This window comes from Glutamicibacter sp. MOO4 (genome assembly GCF_056934395.1).
The window spans coordinates 608,486-631,384 of record NZ_CM167800.1; the positions used below are offsets into that span (position 1 = coordinate 608,486).

Consider the following 22,899-nt stretch of genomic DNA (forward strand, 5'->3'; position numbering starts at 1 on the left):
AGTTTGTTGATACCGAATATTTATTTTATTTGGTGAATACATAACATTTGCTTGAGGCATTGCACCCCCGTGTGATGTTCTTGAGTGTTTTTTATTCGCCAGGACTTCATTGGTTTCGCCCTTATTTTCCGAGGGGTTGCTGATGGCTTTTTATTTTTTTATGGAGAGTTTGATCCTGGCTCAGGATGAACGCTGGCGGCGTGCTTAACACATGCAAGTCGAACGATGACCCCGTGCTTGCACGGGTGATTAGTGGCGAACGGGTGAGTAACACGTGAGTAACCTGCCCCCGACTTTGGGATAAGCCCGGGAAACTGGGTCTAATACCGGATATGACTTCTTACCGCATGGTGGGTTGTTGAAAGATTTATCGGTGGGGGATGGACTCGCGGCCTATCAGCTTGTTGGTGAGGTAATGGCTCACCAAGGCGACGACGGGTAGCCGGCCTGAGAGGGTGACCGGCCACACTGGGACTGAGACACGGCCCAGACTCCTACGGGAGGCAGCAGTGGGGAATATTGCACAATGGGCGAAAGCCTGATGCAGCGACGCCGCGTGAGGGATGACGGCCTTCGGGTTGTAAACCTCTTTCAGTAGGGAAGAAGCGAAAGTGACGGTACCTGCAGAAGAAGCGCCGGCTAACTACGTGCCAGCAGCCGCGGTAATACGTAGGGCGCAAGCGTTATCCGGATTTATTGGGCGTAAAGAGCTCGTAGGCGGTTTGTCGCGTCTGCCGTGAAAGTCCGAGGCTCAACCTCGGATCTGCGGTGGGTACGGGCAGACTAGAGTGATGTAGGGGAGACTGGAATTCCTGGTGTAGCGGTGAAATGCGCAGATATCAGGAGGAACACCGATGGCGAAGGCAGGTCTCTGGGCATTTACTGACGCTGAGGAGCGAAAGCATGGGGAGCGAACAGGATTAGATACCCTGGTAGTCCATGCCGTAAACGTTGGGCACTAGGTGTGGGGGACATTCCACGTTTTCCGCGCCGTAGCTAACGCATTAAGTGCCCCGCCTGGGGAGTACGGCCGCAAGGCTAAAACTCAAAGGAATTGACGGGGGCCCGCACAAGCGGCGGAGCATGCGGATTAATTCGATGCAACGCGAAGAACCTTACCAAGGCTTGACATGTGCCAGACCGCCTCAGAGATGGGGTTTCCCTTCGGGGCTGGTTCACAGGTGGTGCATGGTTGTCGTCAGCTCGTGTCGTGAGATGTTGGGTTAAGTCCCGCAACGAGCGCAACCCTCGTTCCATGTTGCCAGCACGTAGTGGTGGGGACTCATGGGAGACTGCCGGGGTCAACTCGGAGGAAGGTGGGGATGACGTCAAATCATCATGCCCCTTATGTCTTGGGCTTCACGCATGCTACAATGGCCGGTACAATGGGTTGCGATACTGTGAGGTGGAGCTAATCCCTAAAAGCCGGTCTCAGTTCGGATTGGGGTCTGCAACTCGACCCCATGAAGTCGGAGTCGCTAGTAATCGCAGATCAGCAACGCTGCGGTGAATACGTTCCCGGGCCTTGTACACACCGCCCGTCAAGTCACGAAAGTTGGTAACACCCGAAGCCGATGGCCTAACCACCTTGTGTGGGGGGAGTCGTCGAAGGTGGGACTGGCGATTGGGACTAAGTCGTAACAAGGTAGCCGTACCGGAAGGTGCGGCTGGATCACCTCCTTTCTAAGGAGCTAACCATTATTATGGTTGCCCATGTCTGTGCACGAGTGTTGTACGGGTGGGTTGCTCATGGGTGGAATATCAATGAACTCAATACTGGAAAACGTGTGCACGCTGGTCCTCATTATGAGTGGTTGGGGTGTGTGTCGGGGTATTGGCTGTGGCTGTATGGTGTTGGTGCTTGCGAGTACGCATTGTTACTTCACATGAATGAATCCGTCCTTTTGGGTGGGTTTGTTGGTGTGTGGTGGTGGTGTTGGAATGTGGGTGTTGATGGTGTGTGGTTTGTATGGTTTGGCATGCTGTTGGGTTTTGAGGCAACAAGCCTCCGTCCCTGGTGGATGATTTGATCAAGTGTTGCGGTGCTGGCCTTTTGGGGTTGGTGTTGTGATGGTTGGTTGATTGTCTTCTTGGGTGGCGGGGTTCTTGGTGTTTCGGTGTTTGTCCTGTGTTTGCTGCAGGCATGCTCGGTACGAGCAATGGTCCTTTTGGGTTGTTGTTGGTGGGTGTGTTTGTGGGGGTGTGGGGTTGTTGTTTGGGAACTGTATAGTGAACGCGAGCATCTTGCAGATGAGATGAGTCTTATGACCCTTTTTCCTTGGGTTGTGGGGTGTTTGAGTCTTGTCTGTGTGATTTTGTTAGATTGTTTTATTGCTCAATTCTGAGAACTTTGTTTTGTGTTGAAGTTTTTAAGGGCGCACGGTGGATGCCTTGGCATCAAGAGCCGATGAAGGACGTGGGAATCTGCGATAAGCCTGGTGGAGTCGATAACCGGACGTTGAGACCAGGATTTCCGAATGGGGGAACCCCGCACCATGTTATGTGGTGTGACCTGCAGCTGAATGTATAGGCTGTGTGGAGGGAACGCGGGGAAGTGAAACATCTCAGTACCCGCAGGAAGAGAAAACAATAGTGATTCCGTTAGTAGTGGCGAGCGAACGCGGATGGGGCTAAACCGGTTGGTGTGTGATAGCGGATAGGCGTTGCATCATCGGGGTTGTGGGGTTGACATGTACCAGCGCTATCTTGCTGGTGGGATGAGGTGCAGGCGTATAGGTGAATCGGTTGGAATGCCGGACCATAGAGGGTGATAGTCCCGTAGGTGTAATGCGTGTCTGCCGTTCTAGTGTTGATACCCGAGTAGCACGGGGCCCGTGAAACCTTGTGTGAATCTGCCAGGACCACCTGGTAAGCCTGAATACTACTTGATGACCGATAGTGAATCAGTACCGTGAGGGAATGGTGAAAAGTACCCCGGGAGGGGAGTGAAATAGTACCTGAAACCGTGCGCTTACAATCCGTTAGAGCCTGGGACTTGTTCCTGGGTGATGGCGTGCCTTTTGAAGAATGAGCCTGCGAGTTAGTGTTACGTCGCGAGGTTAACCCGTGTGGGGAAGCCGTAGCGAAAGCGAGTCTGAATAGGGCGTTTGAGTGGCGTGATCTAGACCCGAAGCGAAGTGATCTACCCATGGCCAGGTTGAAGCGCGTGTAAGAGCGTGTGGAGGACCGAACCCACTTCAGTTGAAAATGGAGGGGATGAGCTGTGGGTAGGGGTGAAAGGCCAATCAAACTTCGTGATAGCTGGTTCTCCCCGAAATGCATTTAGGTGCAGCGTTACGTGTTTCTTACCGGAGGTAGAGCTACTGGATAGCTAATGGGCCCTACAAGGTTACTGACGTTAGCCAAACTCCGAATGCCGGTAAGTGAGAGCGTAGCAGTGAGACTGTGGGGGATAAGCTTCATAGTCGAGAGGGAAACAGCCCAGAACGCCAACTAAGGCCCCTAAGCGTGTGCTAAGTGGGAAAGGATGTGGAGTTGCTTTGACAACCAGGAGGTTGGCTTAGAAGCAGCCACCCTTGAAAGAGTGCGTAATAGCTCACTGGTCAAGTGATTCCGCGCCGATAATGTAGCGGGGCTCAAGCACACCGCCGAAGTTGCGTCATTCAAATATTTGCTTGGTCTTCGGATTGGGCGTTTGGATGGGTAGGGGAGCGTCGTATAGCGGGTGAAGTCGCGGTGTAAACCAGCGGTGGACGCTATACGAGTGAGAATGCAGGCATGAGTAGCGAATGACGGGTGAGAAACCCGTCCGCCGAATGATCAAGGGTTCCAGGGTTAAGCTAATCTGCCCTGGGTTAGTCGGGGCCTAAGGCGAGGCCGACAGGCGTAGTCGATGGATAACGGGTTGATATTCCCGTACCGGCGAAGGACCGCCCATACTGAGCTGTTGATGCTAACCATGATGGATTCCAATTGTTGATGCCTTCGGGTGTTTTTGTTGGTTGATGTGGTGGGAACCGATGCAGTGAGGTCAGCGTATTAACAGGTGTGACGCAGGAAGGTAGCCGAGCCAGGCAATGGAATTGACCTGGTCCAAGGGTGTAGGACGAGTCGTAGGTAAATCCGCGGTTCATGATGTCTGAGACCTGATAGGCGCCCACTTTGGTGGGTGATTCGGTGATCCTATGCTGCCTAGAAAAGCATCGGCGCGAGGTCCCAGCCGCCCGTACCCCAAACCGACACAGGTGATCAGGTAGAGAATACTAAGGCGATCGAGAGAATCATGGTTAAGGAACTCGGCAAAATGCCCCCGTAACTTCGGAAGAAGGGGGGCCTGCCCCGTGATCAGCTCTTGCAGTTGTGAGCGGGTGTGGGCCGCAGAGACCAGGGGGAAGCGACTGTTTACTAAAAACACAGGTCCGTGCGAAGTCGCAAGACGATGTATACGGACTGACTCCTGCCCGGTGCTGGAAGGTTAAGAGGACCGGTTAGCAACTTGTTGCGAAGCTGAGAATTTAAGCCCCAGTAAACGGCGGTGGTAACTATAACCATCCTAAGGTAGCGAAATTCCTTGTCGGGTAAGTTCCGACCTGCACGAATGGAGTAACGACTTCCCCGCTGTCTCAACCATGAACTCGGCGAAATTGCAGTACGAGTAAAGATGCTCGTTACGCGCAGCAGGACGGAAAGACCCCGAGACCTTTACTATAGTTTGGTATTGGTGTTCGGTGCAGCTTGTGTAGGATAGGTGGGAGACTGTGAAGCTTGGACGCTAGTTCAGGTGGAGTCATCGTTGAAATACCACTCTGGCTGTACCGGTCACCTAACTTCGGACCATGATCTGGTTCAGGGACAGTGCCTGATGGGTAGTTTAACTGGGGCGGTTGCCTCCTAAAATGTAACGGAGGCGCCCAAAGGTTCCCTCAGCCTGGTTGGCAATCAGGTGTCGAGTGTAAGTGCACAAGGGAGCTTGACTGTGAGAGTGACAGCTCGAGCAGGGACGAAAGTCGGGACTAGTGATCCGGCGGCACCTCGTGGAAGGGCCGTCGCTCAACGGATAAAAGGTACCTCGGGGATAACAGGCTGATCTTGCCCAAGAGTCCATATCGACGGCATGGTTTGGCACCTCGATGTCGGCTCGTCGCATCCTGGGGCTGGAGTAGGTCCCAAGGGTTGGGCTGTTCGCCCATTAAAGCGGTACGCGAGCTGGGTTTAGAACGTCGTGAGACAGTTCGGTCCCTATCCGCTGCGCGCGTTGGAAATTTGAGAAGGGCTGTCCTTAGTACGAGAGGACCGGGACGGACTAACCTCTGGTGTGTCAGTTGTACTGCCAAGTGCATCGCTGATTAGCTACGTTGGGAAGGGATAACCGCTGAAAGCATCTAAGCGGGAAGCCTGCTTCGAGATGAGATTTCCATGCACCTTGAGTGTGTGAGGCCCCCAGCTAGACCACTGGGTTGATAGGCAGGATGTGGAAGCAAGGACTAAAGACTTGTGTAGCTGACCTGTACTAATAGGCCGATGACTTTCAACACACAATATATACAATAATGACTAATAAGATCATTGCTGTTCGCGTTCACTATGCGGTTACGAGACAACAACTCGACAACCGAAACTAAACATGAGACTTGACAAGTAGTTTTTGTCGCATCGTTTCATACAACACCAGAAAATTGGTTTGTGTGCTTCGTGATTGTTACGGCGGTCATAGCGTGGGGGAAACGCCCGGTCCCATACCGAACCCGGAAGCTAAGGCCCACTGCGCCGATGGTACTGCACTCGTGAGGGTGTGGGAGAGTAGGTCACCGCCGGACTTAACTTAATAAAGATGAATGTTGGTTTGAGGCCCTAACCTTTTGGTTGGGGCCTCACCTGTTTAACCACCAACGGTGGGTTGGTTGCTGATTGTCGGCCGCTGATTGCTGGTTGGTAGGGGGTTGAGCTGAAGCTCGACCCCCTTTTTTCCTGTTTAAAGAACTGGTGGCAGGTGCCGGCTTATGGGCCTACAACCGTGGGACATCGGTGTTTGCTGGATTTCACCAAGTGCCTGGAACGATCTCCTGTACTTTCCTGTAGCGTTCAAGCTGCGTTCTCCGGAGGTGATTATCCGACTTTTGGTGTTGAACCGGCCGGAACGAAGAACTTTCGTACTCGGTATGTTGCTTTCCACTGAGTGTCTTACCACAATGGCACTCTTTCTCTATTGTGTGAGTCCATACTCCCGTAGACTGGAATTTAGTTGTTCGTGCCTATAGAGCACGCTGATTAATTAATAGTGAAGTGCATCGTGTGAGCGATCACGAAGGTTGCGGTATCGAGATTGCCGCTGAAGGGGACATTAAATGTCTAACGAATTCCGCCGTAATTCCGACACCGGACGAGGCGACTTCCGGAACTCAGATTCAAACCGCAACAATTCAGGTAACGACGGATTCAAACGTCGTGATGATCGTGGTGGTTTCAAGCGCAACGATGATAACCGTGGCGAACGCCGCGATGATAACCGCGGTGGCTTCAAGGGCAACGACGATCGCGGTGGCTTCCGTGGCGAACGCCGCGATGATAACCGCGGTGGTTTCAAGGGCAACGACGATCGCGGTGGCTTCCGTGGCGAACGCCGCGATGATAACCGCGGTGGTTTCAAGGGCAACCACGATCGCGGTGGCTTCCGTGGCGAACACCGCGATGATAACCGCGGTGGTTTCAAGCGTGATGACAACCGTGGTGGCTTCAAGGGCAACGACGATCGCGGTGGCTTCCGTGGCGAACGCCGCGATGATAACCGCGGTGGTTTCAAGCGTGATGACAACCGTGGTGGCTTCAAGGGCAATGACGATCGTGGCGGATTCAAGCGCAACGAAGACCGTGGTGGATTCCGTGGCGAGCGTCGCGACGACAACCGCGGTGGCTTCAAGGGCAATGACGATCGCGGTGGTTTCAAGCGCGATGATAACCGTGGTGGATTCCGTGGCGAGCGTCGCGATGACAACCGCGGTGGCTTCAAGCGTAATGATGACCGTGGCGAGCGTCGCGATGACAACCGCGGTGGCTTCAAGCGTAATGATGACCGTGGCGAGCGTCGCGATGACAACCGCGGTGGCTTCAAGCGTAATGATGACCGTGGCGGTTTCAAGCGTGATGATAACCGCGGTGGTTTCAAGCGTAATGATGACCGTGGCGGTTTCAAGCGTGATGATAACCGCGGTGGTTTCAAGCGTAATGATGACCGTGGCGGTTTCAAGCGTGATGATAACCGCGGTGGTTTCAAGGGCAACGATGACCGTGGTGGATTCCGTGGCGAACGCCGCGACGACAACCGCGGTGGCTTCAATCGCGACGACAACCGTGGCGGTTTCAAGGGTAATGACGATCGCGGTGGCTTCAAGCGCGACGAGAACCGTGGCGGATTCCGTGGCGAGCGTCGCGACGACAACCGTGGCGGTTTCAAGGGTAATGACGATCGCGGTGGCTTCAAGCGCGACGAGAACCGTGGCGGATTCCGTGGCGAGCGTCGCGACGACAACCGCGGTGGATTCAAGCGCGACGAGAACCGTGGTGGATTCCGTGGCGAACGCCGTGATGATGATCGTGGCTTCAAGCGCAACGATGACCGTGGCAACTTCCGCAAGGATGATCGTTCGAATGGGGATCGCCCAGCGCGCACTCCACGTTTCGAAGATCCACGCGGCGAGGCAGTTCGCGCTCACAACCCAGGCGATCTTCGTATCTCCAACCGTGCAGACCGCTCCCAGTCACCAGATATCGATGAGGACGTTACCGGTAAAGAGCTGGACCGCGTCGCTCGCGCCCAGCTGCGTTACCTCGAAGAGCGTTCTGCAAGCTGGGTAGCTAAGCACCTAGTTATGGCTGGCCGTTTGCTCGAAGAAGATCCAGAATTGGCTTACGAGCACACCTTGGCAGCTTCCCGTCGTGGTGGCCGCGTGGCAGTAGTGCGTGAAGCAGTGGGAATTGCTGCTTACCACGCCGGCAAATACGCCGATGCTTTGCGCGAACTGCGCACCCACCGTCGTATCTCCGGTTCGGATTACAACCTGCCGCTGATCGCCGACTCGCTGCGCGCCCTGGGTCGTCCAGAAAAGGCTATTGAGTTGGCTCACTCTGAAGAATCTGCGAACCTCGAAGCCGCTGTAAAGGTTGAGATGCAGATTGTTTCGGCTGGCGCTCACGGTGACTTGGGCAAGCTAGATGAAGCATTGGCTGAGCTGGAATCCTTGGAACAGCTGAACTTCAACCGCGCGTTCTCCTTCAGCCCACGTCTGTTCACCGCATACGCCGATCTGCTTTCGGCTGCCGGTCGTACCGAAGACGCACAGCGTTGGAACGAGCAGGTCGTTGTGGCCGAGAACGCTCTGGGCATTGAGCACGAAACCGAATCGTTCATCATGGACCTTGCTCCAGAAATGGATGAGGAAGAGGACGAAACTCCTCGTGCCAAGGACCTGATCGAATCCGGTGACGAAGACCAGGATGCTGACGAAGCTGAAGAAGCAGACGCTGACGAAGCCGAAGAAGCTGACGAAGTTGAAGCTGCTGAAACCGGCATCGACGAAGAAGACGGCTTGACCGAGGTTAGCGAGTCCGACACGGAAGTCGAAACCACTGAGGTTGAAGACGACTCCGCCAAGTAAGCTGTGGCAGTAGTAGTCATAAACAACAAGTAGTAGGAACCCCCACCGAATGCTGATCTCTGGATTTGATTCTGTCCTCTCCGACCTTGACGGTGTCGTCTACGCTGGCCCTGATGCCATCGACGATGCGGTCCAGTCGCTGAACACCCTCGCGGAAGTGAACGTCACTTTGGCGTTCATTACCAACAATGCGGGGCGTTCACCGATGTCTGTCGCAGCGCACCTGCGGCAGCTAGGAGTTAAGACGAGCGCCGAGCAGATATTCGGTTCCGCTGATGCCGGAGCCGAAATGCTCGCCCGCGAATTAAATCCAGGATCCAAGGTTTTGGTGGTGGGTTCCCCCTACCTGCGTGAATGCATTGCCGTTCGCGGACTGGAAGTGGTCGAATCGCACGCTGATCAACCCGTTGCGGTGATTCAGGGATTCGATCCGGATTTGTCGTGGAAAAATTTGGCTGAGGCCTCCTACGCCATTAACAACGGTGCGATGTGGGTAGCCACCAACACCGACCTGACCATTCCCCGCGCTGAAGGTATCGCGCCGGGCAACGGTTCGCTGGTCAACGCGGTTAAGCTAGCCACAGGTAGCGAGCCGAAGGTGGCTGGTAAGCCTGAATCGTACCTCTTTGCTAGGGCTGCGGACCGTTTGGATTCAAAGCGCCCGTTGGTTGTCGGTGACCGATTGGATACCGATATTCTCGGTGGTTTCCGTGCTGGATTCTCCACCGTGTTGGTCCTGACCGGCGTTGATTCCCCGCGCACCGCGCTTGGTGCCCCCATGGATCAGCGTCCAAACTACCTTATTAATACGCTGGCCGATCTGTACCGCCCGTACCCAACCATCAAGGTTCTTGGCTACGGAGTACAGGTAGGCGACGCGGTGGCCAAGATTGATGCTGGGGCCATCGAAGTTGCCGGCAGCGAATCAGATCTGAACGCATGGCGCGCAGCCTGCCACGCTTGGTGGTTGGCCCACCCACGCCAAGCTGGTCACGAAGAACCAGAAATTCGCTTCACCGAGCGTGGGCTCGATACCCTGCGCCGGGTTCGGAGCTAAAGGTGCTGCCACACAATTCGCAGCCGGCCCCCGGCCCGCATGGCGTTAACGATTCACAGGTCGAGCAGGTACTTTCCTCCTTGGCAGATCATGACATTACCGAGCACGCTGGGATCTACGAGCACCTGCTCAATGGTTTACAGCAGGAGCTCAATCGAACGGAGCAGGGCCGATGAATCGGGTAGACCAAGAACTTCTCACCCGCGGACTAGCACGTTCGCGCACCGAAGCTGGCAAACTATTGGCAGAAGGCCGTGTACTACTGGCCGGTGAGCCGGTGACCAAGGCTTCCAAAAAGGTGTCGGACACCGACGAACTAACGTTGGTACCTACCGACGGTGAAGAGTACGTCTCGCGCGCAGGGTATAAACTCGCCGGCGCACTAGATGTATTTACGACTATTAATCCCGAGGGGTTGCGCTGCCTAGATGCTGGCGCCTCAACCGGTGGATTCACCGACGTACTGTTGCGCCGCGGGGCAAAGCATGTGGTCGCAGCGGATGTTGGCCATGATCAGTTGGTCACCGAGATCCGCGAAGACCCACGCGTCTCGGTGCACGAAGGTCTGAATGCAAGGTACCTGACTCCCGAAGATATCGGGGGAGTTGTCGACCTCGTAGTAGCCGACTTGTCCTTTATATCCTTGCGACTGGTCGTTGATGCCTTGGCCGGGGCGACCCAGCCTGGCGGCTCGTTGGTCCTTATGGTTAAACCGCAATTCGAAGTAGGTCGTGAGCTGCAAAACCGCACGGGTGTGATCAGCGATCCGCAGCTACGCCAGTCAGCGGTTGAAGCGGTGATCGCCAGCGCGAAGACAGCAGGGCTGAACTTGCGCGGTTTGGCACGCAGTCCGCTTCCTGGTCGAGACGGCAACATTGAGTTCTTCCTTTGGCTTGTAGCCGAAGAAGACGTACAGGCACCCGATGTTCCGCCGATCTGGCACAACGTTGACTATTCTTAGAAGTGAAGTGCATTAGCCGGGGTCGAACGCCACGGTCATTTTGCGTCTCACGATCCTGAGAGGGGCCGCCCGCCTTGCGTCGAATCCTAGTCTTCACTCATACCGGACGCCAAGAAGCGGTTGCCGCAGCCATTGAAACTTGCTCGCTACTTGCCTCCGCCGGCGCGATGAGCGTTATGCGCCGCAAAGACTACGGAGCGATGATCGACGCAGTCGGGTCCATCATCGAACCCATCGAGATCCTTGGTGAAGATTGCCAGATCGAAGATGTTGATCTTGGGGTGGTTTTGGGCGGAGACGGATCGGTACTGCGTGCAGCCGAGTTGGTTCGCCAAGCACCACTGCCGTTGGTGGGCGTAAACCTCGGGCACGTGGGTTTCCTTGCGGAGGCCGAGCGCACCGAACTGGCCGCGACGGTTGATGCCCTAGTCAATCAGGCCTACACGGTCGAAGAACGCATGACCATCGACGTGAAAGTCTGGCTCGACAACGTCTGCCTGGCACAAACCTGGGCGCTGAACGAAGCGGCAGTGGAGAAAGCCAATCGGGAACGCATGGTCGAAGTCGTGATCGAGGTTGACGGCCGACCCATTTCAACCTTTGGCTGCGACGGCGTCGTCATGGCAACCCCTACTGGCTCCACCGCCTATTCATTCTCCGCCGGCGGCCCAGTGGTCTGGCCAGATGTAGCAGCGCTGATCATGGTGCCAATTTCTGCCCACGCGCTGTTTGCCAAGCCACTGGTGGTTTCCCCAGATTCGGTGATGGCAGTGGAAATGCTGACCCGCACAGACGCCGGTGCGGTGCTCTGGTGCGACGGACGACGCACGATCGAACTTCCGCCCGGAGCTCGAGTAGAAGTAACCCGTAGCGATTGCCCGGTCTACCTGGCTCGACTGAACACCACTCCCTTCTCCGAGCGACTAGTTAACAAGTTTGAGCTGCCGATCGCCGGTTGGCGAGGTCCAGCTGATGAGCAATCGCGCCGACCTGCGACCTCGTCGCTGCCGGTGATTGGCTCTGGGGTGCAGAGTATTGAACCGCACTATCGTGATGAGCCCGGAATTCCGATGGTGGCTCGGCCTGAAACGAACGGCGACTAACCGCGCAAAGGCAAAAAACTTTTCCACACTCTCGAACATAGTTGCGAAAATCGTGATTAGAACACATATACTAAGTTCGCACGGTACGACTTGAACGCGACCTTCGGGAGTAGGCAATGATTCAGGAAATCCAGATCTCCAACCTTGGTGTGATTACCGAGGCGACCCTGCCACTGGGGCCGGGGCTGACTGTTGTCACCGGTGAAACCGGTGCCGGCAAGACCATGGTGATTACTGCCCTGTCCTTACTGCTAGGGCGTCGTGCAGATGCCGGAGCTGTGCGCAACGGTGCAAAGCACGCTCTGGCCGAAGCTGTCGTTCACCTTCCGCCGGATCATCACGTTCTTGACGCCGCCGGCCAAGCAGGTGCATTCATCGAGCCCGCCGGTGAGCAAAGTGAGCTGTTGATTTCGCGCTCGCTTTCCGCGCAGGGACGCTCGCGTGCCACCATTGGCGGACGTAGCGCGCCGGTTGGGCTACTCGCGGAGTTGGGGCATGACCTCGTAGCGGTGCACGGCCAATCTGACCAGATTCGCCTCAAAGAGCCGGTTGCACAACGCGATGCACTGGATCGTTTTGCCGGCCAATCCCTAGCTCGGACCTTGAGCAACTATCAACGTTCCTACCGCCAATGGCGCGCGGTCACCAAAGAACTAGCAAATCTGAAGACGGAATCGCGCAATCGAGTGCGCGAAGCGGAAAACCTCAGACTGGCCTTGGTGGAGATTGACGAGTTGGACCCGCAGCCGGGCGAAGATGAAACCTTGCGCGAGCAGTCGATGAAATTGGGCAACGTTGAGTCCTTGCGTTCGGCCAGCCAGCAAGCGCAGACCGTTATTGACTCCGAGGACTTTGAAAACCCTGGGGTGACCACGCTGGCTGAGACGGCTAGGGGAGTGCTCGCCCAGGCCAGCGACGATGATCCAGTGTTAGCTTCCTTTGTTGAACGGGCGGCGGAACTTGGCATCCTCGCTTCCGAATTATCCAGTGACCTCGCTGCCTACGTAGCCGACCTGGATGAGGAAGGACCGGAGCGTCTTGCACAGATCGAGGCGCGACGTGCGGATCTGAACAAGCTCATGCGTAAATACGCGCCGAGCATCGATGAGGTCATCAGCTGGGCTGTCGAGGCTCGCACTCGACTGGAACAGCTCGGGGGCGATGACTCACGCATCGAAGAGCTGGAAAGTGAAGTGGTGGAGCTAGAGCATCGTGTCGCTTCTTTGGCCTCCGAGCTTTCCGAGTCCCGCCGAAAAGCCGCCAAGAAGCTTTCGAGCCAGGTCTCCGCGGAACTCAAAGCGTTGGCCATGCCTGATGCAAAGCTCGTCATCGAAGTTACTGAATTGGATGAGCCGGGGGCGTTCGGACAGGACGGAATCTCGATGCTCCTGGCCCCACACGCTGGTGCGTCTGCTCGACCATTGGGCAAGGGTGCCAGTGGCGGTGAGCTCTCACGCGTCATGCTGGCCATTGAGGTCGTGCTTGCTGCCGTAGACCCAGTGCCCACATTCGTCTTTGATGAAGTCGACCAAGGCGTAGGCGGCAAGGCTGCTGTGGCCATTGGTGAGCGACTGGCGATGCTCGCAAGGCACGTGCAGGTTATCGTCGTGACGCACCTGCCGCAGGTTGCTGCTTATGCGGATCGGCATATTCGCGTTATCAAGAACTCCGATACCAAGGCGAAGGCCGGTTCCGGGTACACCGCCAGCGACGTTATCAGTCTTGATCAGGACGCGCGTGTTAAAGAATTGGCGCGCATGTTGGCAGGGCAAGAAGAATCAGACACGGCGCAGGCCCACGCAGAAGAATTGCTGTCGGAAGCGCAGCTTCTAGTGTCATCGCTCACCACTGCTAAGTAAATATTTGGCTAAAAGTCTTGGTGAAGCCCTGTTTTACGGCGTTGCTATGGCATCGCGTGATGGTGCACTAGAGTTTTAGAAGGATGCGAAATATTGGAATGGTGATAGGATGAAATCCCGTGATGCAGCGTAATTCAACTCGTGATTCTCGGTCGTCTGAAACGACAAAGCATATCTTCGTCACCGGCGGTGTGGCCTCTTCCCTTGGTAAGGGATTGACGGCATCCAGCCTTGGTCACCTACTTCGGGCTCGTGGTCTCTCAGTGACCATGCAGAAGCTCGACCCGTACCTGAACGTCGATCCAGGTACCATGAACCCATTCCAGCACGGTGAAGTCTTCGTTACTGACGATGGCGCTGAAACCGATCTGGATATCGGACACTACGAACGCTTCTTGGATGAAAACCTTCCAGGAACTGCTAACGTAACTACCGGTCAGGTTTACTCCACCGTTCTCGAACGTGAACGCCGTGGTGAATACTTGGGCGATACCGTCCAGGTCATCCCTCACATTACCGATGAAATCAAGCGCCGTATGCGCTTGGCAGCTACTGACCCGATCGAGGGTAAGTCGGCTCCTGACGTAATCATCACTGAAATTGGTGGCACCGTTGGTGACATCGAATCTCAGCCATTCCTTGAAGCCGCGCGTCAGGTCCGCCAGGACATTGGCCGCAAGAACGCGTTCTTCGTTCACGTCTCATTGGTGCCGTTCATCGGTCCTAGCCACGAACTGAAGACTAAGCCAACCCAGCACTCAGTTGCTGCTTTGCGTTCAATTGGTATTCAGCCAGACTCCTTGGTGATCCGTTCGGATCGTCCAATTCCTGCTGAGATGCGTGCGAAGTTGGGACGTACCTGCGACGTTGATACCGAGGCGGTCATCAACTGTGCAGATGCGCCAAGCATCTACGACATCCCTAAGGTCATTCACGCACAGGGCTTGGACGCATACATCGTTCAGACTCTGGAAATGAAGTTCCGCGACGTTGACTGGACCTCGTGGGATCGTCTGCTTGACGTCGTACACAACCCAAGCACCGAACTGACCGTAGCCTTGGTCGGCAAGTACATCGACCTTCCAGATGCTTACCTTTCGGTAACGGAAGCTTTGCGTGCCGGCGGATTCGCTAACAATGCCAAGGTCAACATCCGTTGGGTACCTGCAGATGATTGCGCCACCGAGGCCGGTGCTGCCAAGGCACTAGCCGGGGTAGAAGCAATTTGCGTTCCTGGTGGCTTCGGCATCCGCGGACTTGAAGGCAAGCTTGGCGCCCTGCGCTTTGCTCGTGAAAATAAGCTGCCAACCTTGGGCCTATGCCTTGGTCTGCAGTCGATGGTCATCGAGTATGCGCGTAACGTCGCAGGACTTGAAGGGGCCTCGTCCACCGAGTTTGATCCAGAAACCAGCACCCCAGTTATTGCAACTATGGAAGAACAGCTGGCAATTGTTGATGGCAAGGGCGATCTTGGCGGCACCATGCGACTGGGTCTCTATGAGGCAAAGTTGGCTGAAGGTTCCGTACTGGCCGAAACCTATGGCAAGACCGATGTCGCCGAGCGCCATCGTCACCGTTACGAAGTTAACAACGCTTACCGCGCGCAGCTTGAAGAAGCAGGTCTGGTCTTCTCCGGAACCTCACCTGATGGCAGCTTGGTCGAGTTTGTTGAACTGCCAAAGGACGTACACCCTTACTACGTCTCCACGCAGGCTCACCCAGAGCTTTCCAGCCGTCCAACCCGACCACACCCAATGTTTGCGGGTCTGGTTGAGGCTGCTCTGTCGCAGCGTAGCTAGTAGTTCTCTTGCGGGGTGAAAACTCTGCAGACAAATGCGCGCCGGTCACTCTTGACCGGCGCGTTGCTGTTTAAGCTGGAGAATGCAGTCCAGCAATTACCGACCGAAGGACGAACCCGGTGCAGACGCCTCCGATTTCTGATGAATTTTCTCCGCGCGAACTATTGGCCCGAGAAACCCTATATCAAGGCCGAATCTGGAACGTGATTCACGATTCGGTAAAGCTGTCTGAAACCGGCGGAACCATCGAACGCGACTACATCGATCACCCAGGAGCGGTGAGCGTACTGGTGATGGACGAAGAAGAACGAGTGCTGATGATCAATCAGTACCGTCACCCAGTCGGAATGCGTTTATGGGAGATCCCGGCAGGTCTATTGGACGTCGAAGGGGAACTCCCACTAGATGGCGCCAAACGTGAGCTCTGGGAAGAAGCCGATCGAACGGCAGAGCAATGGTCCATTCTGACCGACGTGTTCCTCAGCCCTGGATCCTCAGCCGAAGCAGTACGCGTGTATTTGGCTCGTGAGCCAAAGCTCGCCCCCGAAGATCAGCGTCACCTACGAACTGAAGAAGAAGCCGAGATGATCAGCGCCTGGGTGCCACTGCAGGATGCTGTGGCAGCAGTATTGTCGGGCAAGATCCACAATCCGACGGCGATGATCGCAATTTTGGCGGCGCAAGCGGCCCGCGCAGACAACTATGCGAACCTGCGAGACGCTAACGAACCATTCGATGTGCATCCATACCTGCGCCAGGGATGAGCGGAAAGTTTGAGCGTGCTGTAAACCGTTACCTGCAGCACTTAGCAATCGAGCGAGGTCTGGCCGAAAACACGCTCGACTCTTATCGCCGGGACCTTAACCGCTATACGGCCGCACTGTGCTCCTATGGGGTCCTCGATCCGCAGGACATCACCGAAGCTACGATTAGCGGTTATCTGCAGGAGCTGTCCCGAGGCGATGAAGAGCATCAGGCTTTGGGTGCGCGATCGGTGGCCAGACATGCAGTGGCGATCCGGCAGGTTCATAAGTACTGGGAGCTAGAAGGGATTTGCGCGCCCAATCCAGCACGCGAAATTCAACCGCCCACCATCGGTGCGTCGCTACCGAAGGCAATTTCCATCTCTCAAGTCACCAAATTGCTTGACTCGATCAATACCGAAACTCCAGCCGGACTTCGCGATCGGGCGATTCTTGAATTCCTATACGCCACCGGAGCACGAATTTCTGAAGTTGTTGATCTGGATGTTGACGATCTGCACTTCGCCGATGATGCGGTCGTGAGGCTTTTTGGTAAGGGCTCAAAGGAGCGGATCGTGCCAGTAGGCGGATATGCCCAGCGAGCCGTCAGTGACTACCTGGTGCGTTCGCGCCCGGGGCTGGCAGCCAAGGGCAAAGGAACTCCGGCGCTGTTTTTGAACCAGCGCGGCGGCAGACTCTCCCGCCAATCAGTGTGGCTCTTACTTAGCAAAGCAGCGCAGCGGGCCGGCATCACCGGTGACGTATCTCCGCATACGATGCGCCATTCCTTTGCTACGCACCTCTTAGAAGGTGGAGCTGACGTAAGGGTGGTCCAAGAGCTTCTTGGTCACGCTTCGGTGACAACAACGCAGATCTATACCAAGGTGAGCGTTGATTCCTTGCGTGAGGCCTACCAACTGGCTCACCCGAGGGTGAACTAAAAATGCCGAATAGTCTGGCGTCCAATTCTGCTCGGCAAATAGCGCTGGTTGCCCTGACCGATGAGCGCGAGGGCCGAGTTCACGTTCTGTTGGGACGCAAGCTGCGCGGGTTTGGCCAAGGAAAGATCGTGCTTCCCGGCGGAAAAGTTGAGGCAGGCGAGAGCTGTGTGGATGCCGCGATTCGTGAGTTTCGCGAAGAAACTGGACTTGAGGTTGTGTCCGACGATTTAGAGTTGTCAGCTCAGATCAACTTCAGATTCAGCGCCCTTGAATCTGCGAATATGCACTGCACTACATTCGTCACCCGCCGTGCGTCGGGAGAAGCATTAGTTAGCGATGAACTTCAGCCACTCTGGGTGGATCCACAACGCCTTCCCATTGAACACATGTGGCAGGACTCGCCTTTCTGGTTACCAAAGTTGGTCGCCGGGGAGAAGTTTACTGCGACGATTGTGCTGGCTGCGGATAATGCATCGGTACAAAGTATCCACATTGAGCCTTGGACTTAGCCTGCCACGTGGGACCGTGTCTTAGTGGCTAATCCTCGTCAGGTTCGAAGACCAGCAGATCGCCAGGCTGGCACGCTAGTTCTCGGCAGAGCGCTTCAAGGGTGGTGAATCGCACTGCTTTGGCTCGACCGTTTTTGAGCACTGCAAGATTGGCTGGGGTAATGCCGATTTTCTCCGATAGCTCACCCACGGCCATCTTCCGCTTGGCCAACATGACGTCGATATCTACTCGAATCCCCATTAGATGACCTCGCCGAGTTCCGTGCGCAGCTGCGCGGCCTGTTCCAGAAGGTGGCGCAGAACGAGAACGATGAAGCTGATGCCGATCATAAGAACCCCAGCGCCACCGATCAGAAGCACGATGCCTGGTGCGATTTCTGAACTGCTGGCAAAAATTGCCGCCAGGGTGAATGTGGCCAGCGCACCAATAACAAATGCGAAGATGATCGGTGAAACGGAGCGTAGCGAGGCCGGATCAAACACGGTTCCGCGTCTCACCCGAGTGGCGAGCTTCCACACACAGTAGACGCAGGCTTCGATGATGAGCCCGGCAATGAACAAGTAGGCCAGAAATGATCCGCTGACTAGGCGTTCGGCTCCGGTTCCGGGGGAGTCGTTGAAGATGATCATAGGGATCATGCCAAATTGCACAAAGAGCGCGCCGGCGGTAGCGATGGCCAGAATGATCTTAAGGCAGAGAATGCTGAGTTTGCCCATGCCGAACGAACCTATCGTTAGTCGAAATTATTCTATCGTTAAACGATAGGTGCGATCGGGGTTGAGCGCAAGTTCGCATGGCGCAAAAAAGCCATCGAGTCAACGCTGTGAAGCGTGGACCCGATGGCCTCGAGCTGATTTGAGCGTACTAGAGCGCGCGCTGATCCTCACCGTTGTAAGCGGAGAGTGGGCGAATCAGCGCGTTGGCTGCACGCTGCTCGAAGATATGGCTCGTCCATCCGGTGATGCGCGCCGCGATAAAAATCGGGGTGAACATTTCGGTGTCGAATCCCATCAGGTGATAGGTGGGGCCGGCGGGGTAGTCGAGGTTTGGCTTGATGGCCTTTGCCTCGTCCATGGCCGCTTCAAGACCGTCATACAGTCCGAGCATTTCTTGCCGGCCATAGTGCTCGATCATGCGATCGAGCGCGGCCTTCATGGTCGGTACGCGCGAGTCACCGTGCTTATAAACCCGGTGACCAAAGCCCATGACCTTCTTCTTGTTGGCCAGTGCGTCTTCCATCCAGGTCTTGGCACGCTTGGCGGCGTCCTCGCGAGATTCTTCCTTGTTGATGCCAATCTCATTAAAGGTGTGCATCACCGCTTCGTTCGCTCCACCGTGCAGCGGGCCCTTGAGTGCGCCAATGGCACCGGTGACCGCCGAATGCAGATCCGAAAGGGTTGAAGTAATCACGCGGGCGGTGAAGGTCGAGGCGTTAAAGGAGTGCTCCGCGTAGAGCACCATGGAGACACGGAACGCGTCGATCACCTCGGGTGCGGCTTCCTCGCCGAATGTCATCCACAAGAAGTTTGCTGAGTAGTCCAGATCTTCGCGCGGAGCAACTGTTTCTTGTCCACGACGTCGGCGCTGATCGTAGGCAACAACCGCCGGGAATGCCGCGAAAAGCTCTTTGGCTTTGAGCAGTTCGGCTTCGGGTGAGGAGTCTTGCGCCTGCGGGTGATTGGCACCGATGACGGATACCGCGGTACGGCCGACGTCCATCGGGTGGCAATCGGTAGGCAGCAAATCGATAGCGGCCTTCACCCGTGGATCCAGGGCGCGGTTGGCGCGTTCAAAGGCGCTGAATTCAGTCAGCTCGCTTTGGGAAGGCAATTCACCGCTCCACAACAGCAGGGCAACCTCTTCGAAGGACTTGCTGGCCGCCAGATCTTGCACTGGATAACCGCGATACAGTAGCGAATTTGTTTCCGGGTTGACCTTGGAGACGGCGGTGTAGTCAACGACGACGCCTGCTAGGCCCTTTTTGATGTCCTCGGTGGTAGTCATTCTTGCTCCTCTTCATTGGCGGAGTACTAATGCGTTGGGTGCGCCGACCGGATGTGCCGGTCGGCGCAGGTCCTAATTTGGTGCGAACCTAGAGGTTCGCGCTATTGGAATCAATGTCCAGGGTCGGAACCTGGAAGTTGAAAATACCGGTGTCGAAGCGGTTGTAAGCTTCGTAGTCCACGAGCTCGTAGAGACGTGACCTAGTTAACATGTTATCCACTTCGCGCTGCTGAGTTCCATCTTCACTGATGGCATCAAGCACACGTTCGGCCGCTCCCATGGCACTGCGCAACAGGGTGACCGGGTAGATGATCAGCGCGACGCCGGCATCGGCCAGTTCCTGACGGTTGAACAGTTCGGATTTGCCGAACTCGGTCATATTCGCCAGCACCGGCACGTCAACGGCCTTGCATACGGCCTCAAATTCGGCGACGGATTTCATCGCCTCGGGGAAGATCGCATCCGCTCCGGCATCGACCATGGCTTTGGCGCGTTCAATCGCTGCGTCAAGACCGTCCACCGCCCGAATATCGGTGCGGGCCATGATCAGGAAGTTTGAATCGATCCGGGCATCGGCGGCGGCGGCAATACGCTTGAGCATGGTTTCGGTATCAACCACATTTTTGCCGTCCAGGTGGCCACAACGCTTGGGGTTGAACTGATCCTCAATGTGGCACCCGGCCAGACCCGCGTATTCAAGTTCCTGAATGGTGCGTGCCACGTTCATTGGTTCGCCAAATCCGGTGTCGGCATCCACGATGGAAGGCAGATCGGACATGCGGGCGATCTGCCCGGCGCGGGTGGCAACCTCGGTGAGGCTGGTCAACCCAATATCGGGCAGGCCCAGATCGTTAGCTAATACGGCACCCGAGATGTAGATGCCGTCGAATTGCTTTTCGCTGATGAGCTTGGCCGAGAGCGGGTTGAACGCTCCGGGGAACTGGCGGGCAGCACCCGGGGTGAGCATTTCGCGCAGTGCCTGACGCTTGACGGCAGGGGTTTTTGTGGAGTACAACATTTTAGAACAGACCCTTCGGTGCCGCAGCGGTGTTGATGACTCCATCAGCGGCTTGGATGTTCAGCTGGTCTAGCTCGCCGGCGCCAAGGTTTTCCAGGTTTTCTGCGGCCGCGATGAAGCGGTCGATCTCTGCCTCGTCAACCAGGCCGGTGGCCAGGGTGCGGAACTTGTTGATGTACTGATCACGAGCGAAGGGACGAGCGCCCAGTGGGTGTGCGTCGGCCACGGCGATTTCATCGGTGATCACGGTGCCATCGTTCAAGGTGATTTCCACCGAGCCGCCGAAGGCCTTTTCTGCGATGTCCAGCGAGTGGTAGCGGCGGGTCCACTCGAGATCTTCTTCGGTGGTGACCTTGTGCCACAGCTCAACGGTGTCGGCACGGCTGGCACGCTCTGGCGAGTAAGAATCCACGTGGTGCCACGCGCCGTCCTGCAGGGCCACGGTGAAGATGTACGGGATGGAGTGATCCAGGGTCTCGCGGCTGGCGGTCGGGTCGTACTTCTGTGGATCGTTGGCGCCGGAGCCGATGACATAGTGGGTGTGGTGGCTGGTCTTGATCAGTACCGAGGCCACGTTTTTAGGATCGGCTGCTTCTGGATGTTCGCCGTGCAACTTACGAGCCAAGTCGATCCAAGCCTGCGCCTGGTACTCGGCGGAGTGTTCCTTGGTGTAGGTATCCAAAATGGCCCGCTTCGCTTCGCCGGCTTCTGGAAGTGGCACTTCATAGGCGGCGTCCGCCCCGTCAAGCATCCAAGCGATGACGCCGTCTTCACCCTCGTAGATTGGCACTGGGGAAGTCTGTCCACGCATGGCGCGGTCCGCAGCTTCCACGGCCATCTTGCCGGCGAAGGCCGGGGCGTGCGCCTTCCAGGTGGAGATTTCGCCCTTGCGTGACTGGCGGGTAGCGGTGGTGGTGTGCAATCCCTGGCCCACAGCCTGGAAGATCGTCTCCAAATCCAAGCCGAGCAGGGTACCGATGCCGGCGGCTGCCGATGGGCCCAGGTGAGCCACGTGGTCGATCTTGTGCTTGTGCAGGCAGATGGCCTTGACCAGATCAACCTGAATTTCATAACCGGTGGCGATGCCGCGGATCAGGTCCTTACCCGATGCGCCGGTGTGCTGAGCGACGGCGAGGATCGGCGGGATGTTATCGCCCGGGTGGGAGTACTCGGCGGCCAAGAAAGTGTCGTGATAGTCCAGTTCACGCACGGCGACACCGTTGGCCCAAGCGGCCCACTCGGGGGAGACCTTTTCGGAAATGCCGAAGACCGAGGCACCGGATCCACCGGTGGATGGGGCGTGGGTTAGTGCCTGGGCGCGGGCAGCGATGATCGGCCCGCGGTTTAGCGAAGCAATGGCCACCGAGGCGTTGTCGATGATGCGGTTGATGATCATATCGGTCACTTCGGCAGTGACTTCAACCGGGTCGGTGGCAACCGCGGCAATTTTGTGGGCCAGCTGGTCTTCGCGGGCCAGCTTTTCCTCGGAGCGGTAAACGCGTACTGGGTGCTTGATCATAGTGTCAGTGCCTTTCTGATCCGACCGCGTGGGCCATGATGTGGGTGAAGGATTGGTGCAGGTGAACTGTGGTGGCTGCCGCGGCGACTTCTGGATTTCCGCTGGCGATCGCCCGTGCGATGGCGGCGTGTTCACCGGCGGAGGCTTTAAGGCGATCCGGATTGTCCTTGGCTAAACGCCGTACCCGTTGCAGGTGAACCCGCAGGGTTCGCAGTGCATTGGATAGGTAGGTGTTGTCCGCTGCCTCGTCGATACTCTCGTCGAGCAACTGAACCAATTCGTAGTAAGCCTCGCGAGACCCCGGGATCGATACTTCATCGGCGGCTTGCTCAAAGCGCTGCGCCAATTGGGTGAAACCTTGGTTCTTCGGCGAGGTGGCAGCCGCTTTGGCGCTGGCGCATTCCAAAGCGACGCGTAGTACAAACAAGTCTTCTACGTGGTCTTCGCTGACCTCGGAGACGACGGTGCCGCGTCCTCTCTGTTGCACGGCTAGCCCGTCAGCAACCAGTCGGCCCAATGCTTCGCGAACCGGGGTTCGTGAAACTCCCAGGCGTTCTGACTGCTCAACTTCGCCAAGTACGGTGCCCGGAGCCAAGCGCCATTGAACAATGTCCGCTCGGAGGCTCTCGTAAACCTTGTCGCTTGCTCTCATGGCTCAAGTGTATACACAGAAGCGTCGAAAATGGGAGATCTTCCAAAAATCTCGGCGAAACATTCGATATTTGTATACATAGACCTTGCAGTGGAGTGAGCTGGCTCATAGAGTTGTTAAC

At 56.4% G+C, this 22,899-nt stretch carries 17 protein-coding genes, 3 rRNA genes and 1 pseudogene; 15 read left to right on the plus strand and 6 right to left on the minus strand.

What is annotated here, in order from left to right; translation table 11 throughout:
• Positions 1-157 precede the first annotated feature (157 nt).
• The 15 genes and pseudogenes from AC1Z3F_RS02810 (at position 158) to AC1Z3F_RS02880 (ending at position 17,584) form a co-directional block, all read left to right on the plus strand.
• Positions 158-1,683, plus strand: a 16S ribosomal RNA gene (locus AC1Z3F_RS02810).
• 20 nt (positions 1,684-1,703) lie between these two features.
• On the plus strand, positions 1,704-2,030 hold the full coding sequence (locus AC1Z3F_RS02815) for a hypothetical protein (RefSeq protein WP_262198064.1): 327 nt from the start codon (positions 1,704-1,706) through the stop codon (positions 2,028-2,030).
• Between the two features lie 329 nt (positions 2,031-2,359).
• A 23S ribosomal RNA gene (locus AC1Z3F_RS02820) occupies positions 2,360-5,495 on the plus strand.
• Positions 5,496-5,660: 165 nt separating this feature from the next.
• Positions 5,661-5,777, plus strand: a 5S ribosomal RNA gene (gene rrf / locus AC1Z3F_RS02825).
• The 16S, 23S and 5S rRNA genes sit together here, the layout of an rRNA operon.
• 528 nt (positions 5,778-6,305) lie before the next feature.
• Positions 6,306-7,658 (plus strand): annotated as a pseudogene (locus tag AC1Z3F_RS02830) (hypothetical protein); the annotation flags it as partial.
• 168 nt (positions 7,659-7,826) lie between these two features.
• Positions 7,827-8,612 (plus strand): tetratricopeptide repeat protein, encoded by a 786-nt coding sequence (locus AC1Z3F_RS02835; RefSeq protein ID WP_207306443.1) that lies wholly within the window; start codon positions 7,827-7,829, stop codon positions 8,610-8,612.
• Positions 8,613-8,661: 49 nt separating this feature from the next.
• Positions 8,662-9,669 carry an HAD-IIA family hydrolase gene (locus tag AC1Z3F_RS02840; protein WP_131087706.1) on the plus strand — a complete coding sequence of 336 codons (1,008 nt, stop codon included), beginning with the start codon at positions 8,662-8,664 and terminating at the stop codon, positions 9,667-9,669.
• Positions 9,670-9,671: 2 nt separating this feature from the next.
• Positions 9,672-9,845 carry a hypothetical protein gene (locus AC1Z3F_RS02845; RefSeq protein WP_165477242.1) on the plus strand — a complete coding sequence of 58 codons (174 nt, stop codon included), beginning with the start codon at positions 9,672-9,674 and terminating at the stop codon, positions 9,843-9,845.
• A complete protein-coding gene (locus tag AC1Z3F_RS02850; protein WP_131087707.1) occupies positions 9,842-10,630 on the plus strand; it encodes a TlyA family RNA methyltransferase in 789 nt (262 codons plus the stop codon). Before AC1Z3F_RS02845 ends, AC1Z3F_RS02850 begins: the two co-directional genes overlap by 4 nt.
• A gap of 74 nt (positions 10,631-10,704) precedes the next feature.
• Positions 10,705-11,733, plus strand: a complete 1,029-nt coding sequence (locus AC1Z3F_RS02855) for an NAD kinase (protein ID WP_131087708.1) — start codon at positions 10,705-10,707, stop codon at positions 11,731-11,733.
• A gap of 116 nt (positions 11,734-11,849) precedes the next feature.
• Entirely contained in the window at positions 11,850-13,592 is a 1,743-nt protein-coding gene (gene recN / locus AC1Z3F_RS02860; protein ID WP_131087709.1) for a DNA repair protein RecN, read from the plus strand.
• 122 nt (positions 13,593-13,714) lie between these two features.
• Positions 13,715-15,391 carry a CTP synthase gene (locus tag AC1Z3F_RS02865; protein WP_131089738.1) on the plus strand — a complete coding sequence of 559 codons (1,677 nt, stop codon included), beginning with the start codon at positions 13,715-13,717 and terminating at the stop codon, positions 15,389-15,391.
• Positions 15,392-15,510: 119 nt separating this feature from the next.
• Positions 15,511-16,155 (plus strand): NUDIX domain-containing protein, encoded by a 645-nt coding sequence (locus AC1Z3F_RS02870; RefSeq protein WP_262198062.1) that lies wholly within the window; start codon positions 15,511-15,513, stop codon positions 16,153-16,155.
• On the plus strand, positions 16,152-17,075 hold the full coding sequence (xerD, locus tag AC1Z3F_RS02875) for a site-specific tyrosine recombinase XerD (protein WP_131087711.1): 924 nt from the start codon (positions 16,152-16,154) through the stop codon (positions 17,073-17,075). The genes AC1Z3F_RS02870 and xerD overlap by 4 nt, the downstream gene beginning before the upstream one ends.
• Before the next feature lie 2 nt (positions 17,076-17,077).
• Positions 17,078-17,584 (plus strand): 8-oxo-dGTP diphosphatase, encoded by a 507-nt coding sequence (locus tag AC1Z3F_RS02880; RefSeq protein WP_483566525.1) that lies wholly within the window; start codon positions 17,078-17,080, stop codon positions 17,582-17,584.
• 28 nt (positions 17,585-17,612) lie between these two features.
• Here the strand turns inward: AC1Z3F_RS02880 and AC1Z3F_RS02885 are convergent, their stop codons facing one another.
• The 6 genes from AC1Z3F_RS02885 to AC1Z3F_RS02910 form a co-directional block, all read right to left on the minus strand.
• Positions 17,613-17,825, minus strand: a complete 213-nt coding sequence (locus AC1Z3F_RS02885; protein ID WP_131087713.1) for a helix-turn-helix domain-containing protein — start codon at positions 17,823-17,825, stop codon at positions 17,613-17,615.
• Positions 17,825-18,301, minus strand: a complete 477-nt coding sequence (locus tag AC1Z3F_RS02890) for a DUF2975 domain-containing protein (RefSeq protein ID WP_483566526.1) — start codon at positions 18,299-18,301, stop codon at positions 17,825-17,827. Before AC1Z3F_RS02890 ends, AC1Z3F_RS02885 begins: the two co-directional genes overlap by 1 nt.
• Positions 18,302-18,449: 148 nt before the next feature.
• A complete protein-coding gene (locus tag AC1Z3F_RS02895) occupies positions 18,450-19,589 on the minus strand; it encodes a bifunctional 2-methylcitrate synthase/citrate synthase (protein WP_483566527.1) in 1,140 nt (379 codons plus the stop codon).
• 88 nt (positions 19,590-19,677) lie between these two features.
• A complete protein-coding gene (gene prpB / locus AC1Z3F_RS02900; protein ID WP_131087716.1) occupies positions 19,678-20,607 on the minus strand; it encodes a methylisocitrate lyase in 930 nt (309 codons plus the stop codon).
• Position 20,608: 1 nt separating this feature from the next.
• On the minus strand, positions 20,609-22,126 hold the full coding sequence (locus AC1Z3F_RS02905) for an MmgE/PrpD family protein (protein WP_483566528.1): 1,518 nt from the start codon (positions 22,124-22,126) through the stop codon (positions 20,609-20,611).
• A gap of 4 nt (positions 22,127-22,130) precedes the next feature.
• Positions 22,131-22,778, minus strand: a complete 648-nt coding sequence (locus AC1Z3F_RS02910) for a GntR family transcriptional regulator (protein ID WP_131087718.1) — start codon at positions 22,776-22,778, stop codon at positions 22,131-22,133.
• Positions 22,779-22,899: the final 121 nt, after the last annotated feature.

Coding starts and splice junctions, on each gene's coding strand:
- AC1Z3F_RS02815 (WP_262198064.1), top strand. CDS start 1,704: ATGGTTGCCCATGTCTGTGCACGAGTGTTGTACGGGTGGGTTGCTCAT.
- AC1Z3F_RS02835 (WP_207306443.1), top strand. CDS start 7,827: ATGGCTGGCCGTTTGCTCGAAGAAGATCCAGAATTGGCTTACGAGCAC.
- AC1Z3F_RS02840 (WP_131087706.1), top strand. CDS start 8,662: ATGCTGATCTCTGGATTTGATTCTGTCCTCTCCGACCTTGACGGTGTC.
- AC1Z3F_RS02850 (WP_131087707.1), top strand. CDS start 9,842: ATGAATCGGGTAGACCAAGAACTTCTCACCCGCGGACTAGCACGTTCG.
- recN (WP_131087709.1), top strand. CDS start 11,850: ATGATTCAGGAAATCCAGATCTCCAACCTTGGTGTGATTACCGAGGCG.
- AC1Z3F_RS02865 (WP_131089738.1), top strand. CDS start 13,715: ATGCAGCGTAATTCAACTCGTGATTCTCGGTCGTCTGAAACGACAAAG.
- xerD (WP_131087711.1), top strand. CDS start 16,152: ATGAGCGGAAAGTTTGAGCGTGCTGTAAACCGTTACCTGCAGCACTTA.
- AC1Z3F_RS02880 (WP_483566525.1), top strand. CDS start 17,078: ATGCCGAATAGTCTGGCGTCCAATTCTGCTCGGCAAATAGCGCTGGTT.
- AC1Z3F_RS02885 (WP_131087713.1), bottom strand. CDS start 17,825: ATGGGGATTCGAGTAGATATCGACGTCATGTTGGCCAAGCGGAAGATG.
- AC1Z3F_RS02890 (WP_483566526.1), bottom strand. CDS start 18,301: ATGGGCAAACTCAGCATTCTCTGCCTTAAGATCATTCTGGCCATCGCT.
- AC1Z3F_RS02895 (WP_483566527.1), bottom strand. CDS start 19,589: ATGACTACCACCGAGGACATCAAAAAGGGCCTAGCAGGCGTCGTCGTT.
- prpB (WP_131087716.1), bottom strand. CDS start 20,607: ATGTTGTACTCCACAAAAACCCCTGCCGTCAAGCGTCAGGCACTGCGC.
- AC1Z3F_RS02905 (WP_483566528.1), bottom strand. CDS start 22,126: ATGATCAAGCACCCAGTACGCGTTTACCGCTCCGAGGAAAAGCTGGCC.
- AC1Z3F_RS02910 (WP_131087718.1), bottom strand. CDS start 22,778: ATGAGAGCAAGCGACAAGGTTTACGAGAGCCTCCGAGCGGACATTGTT.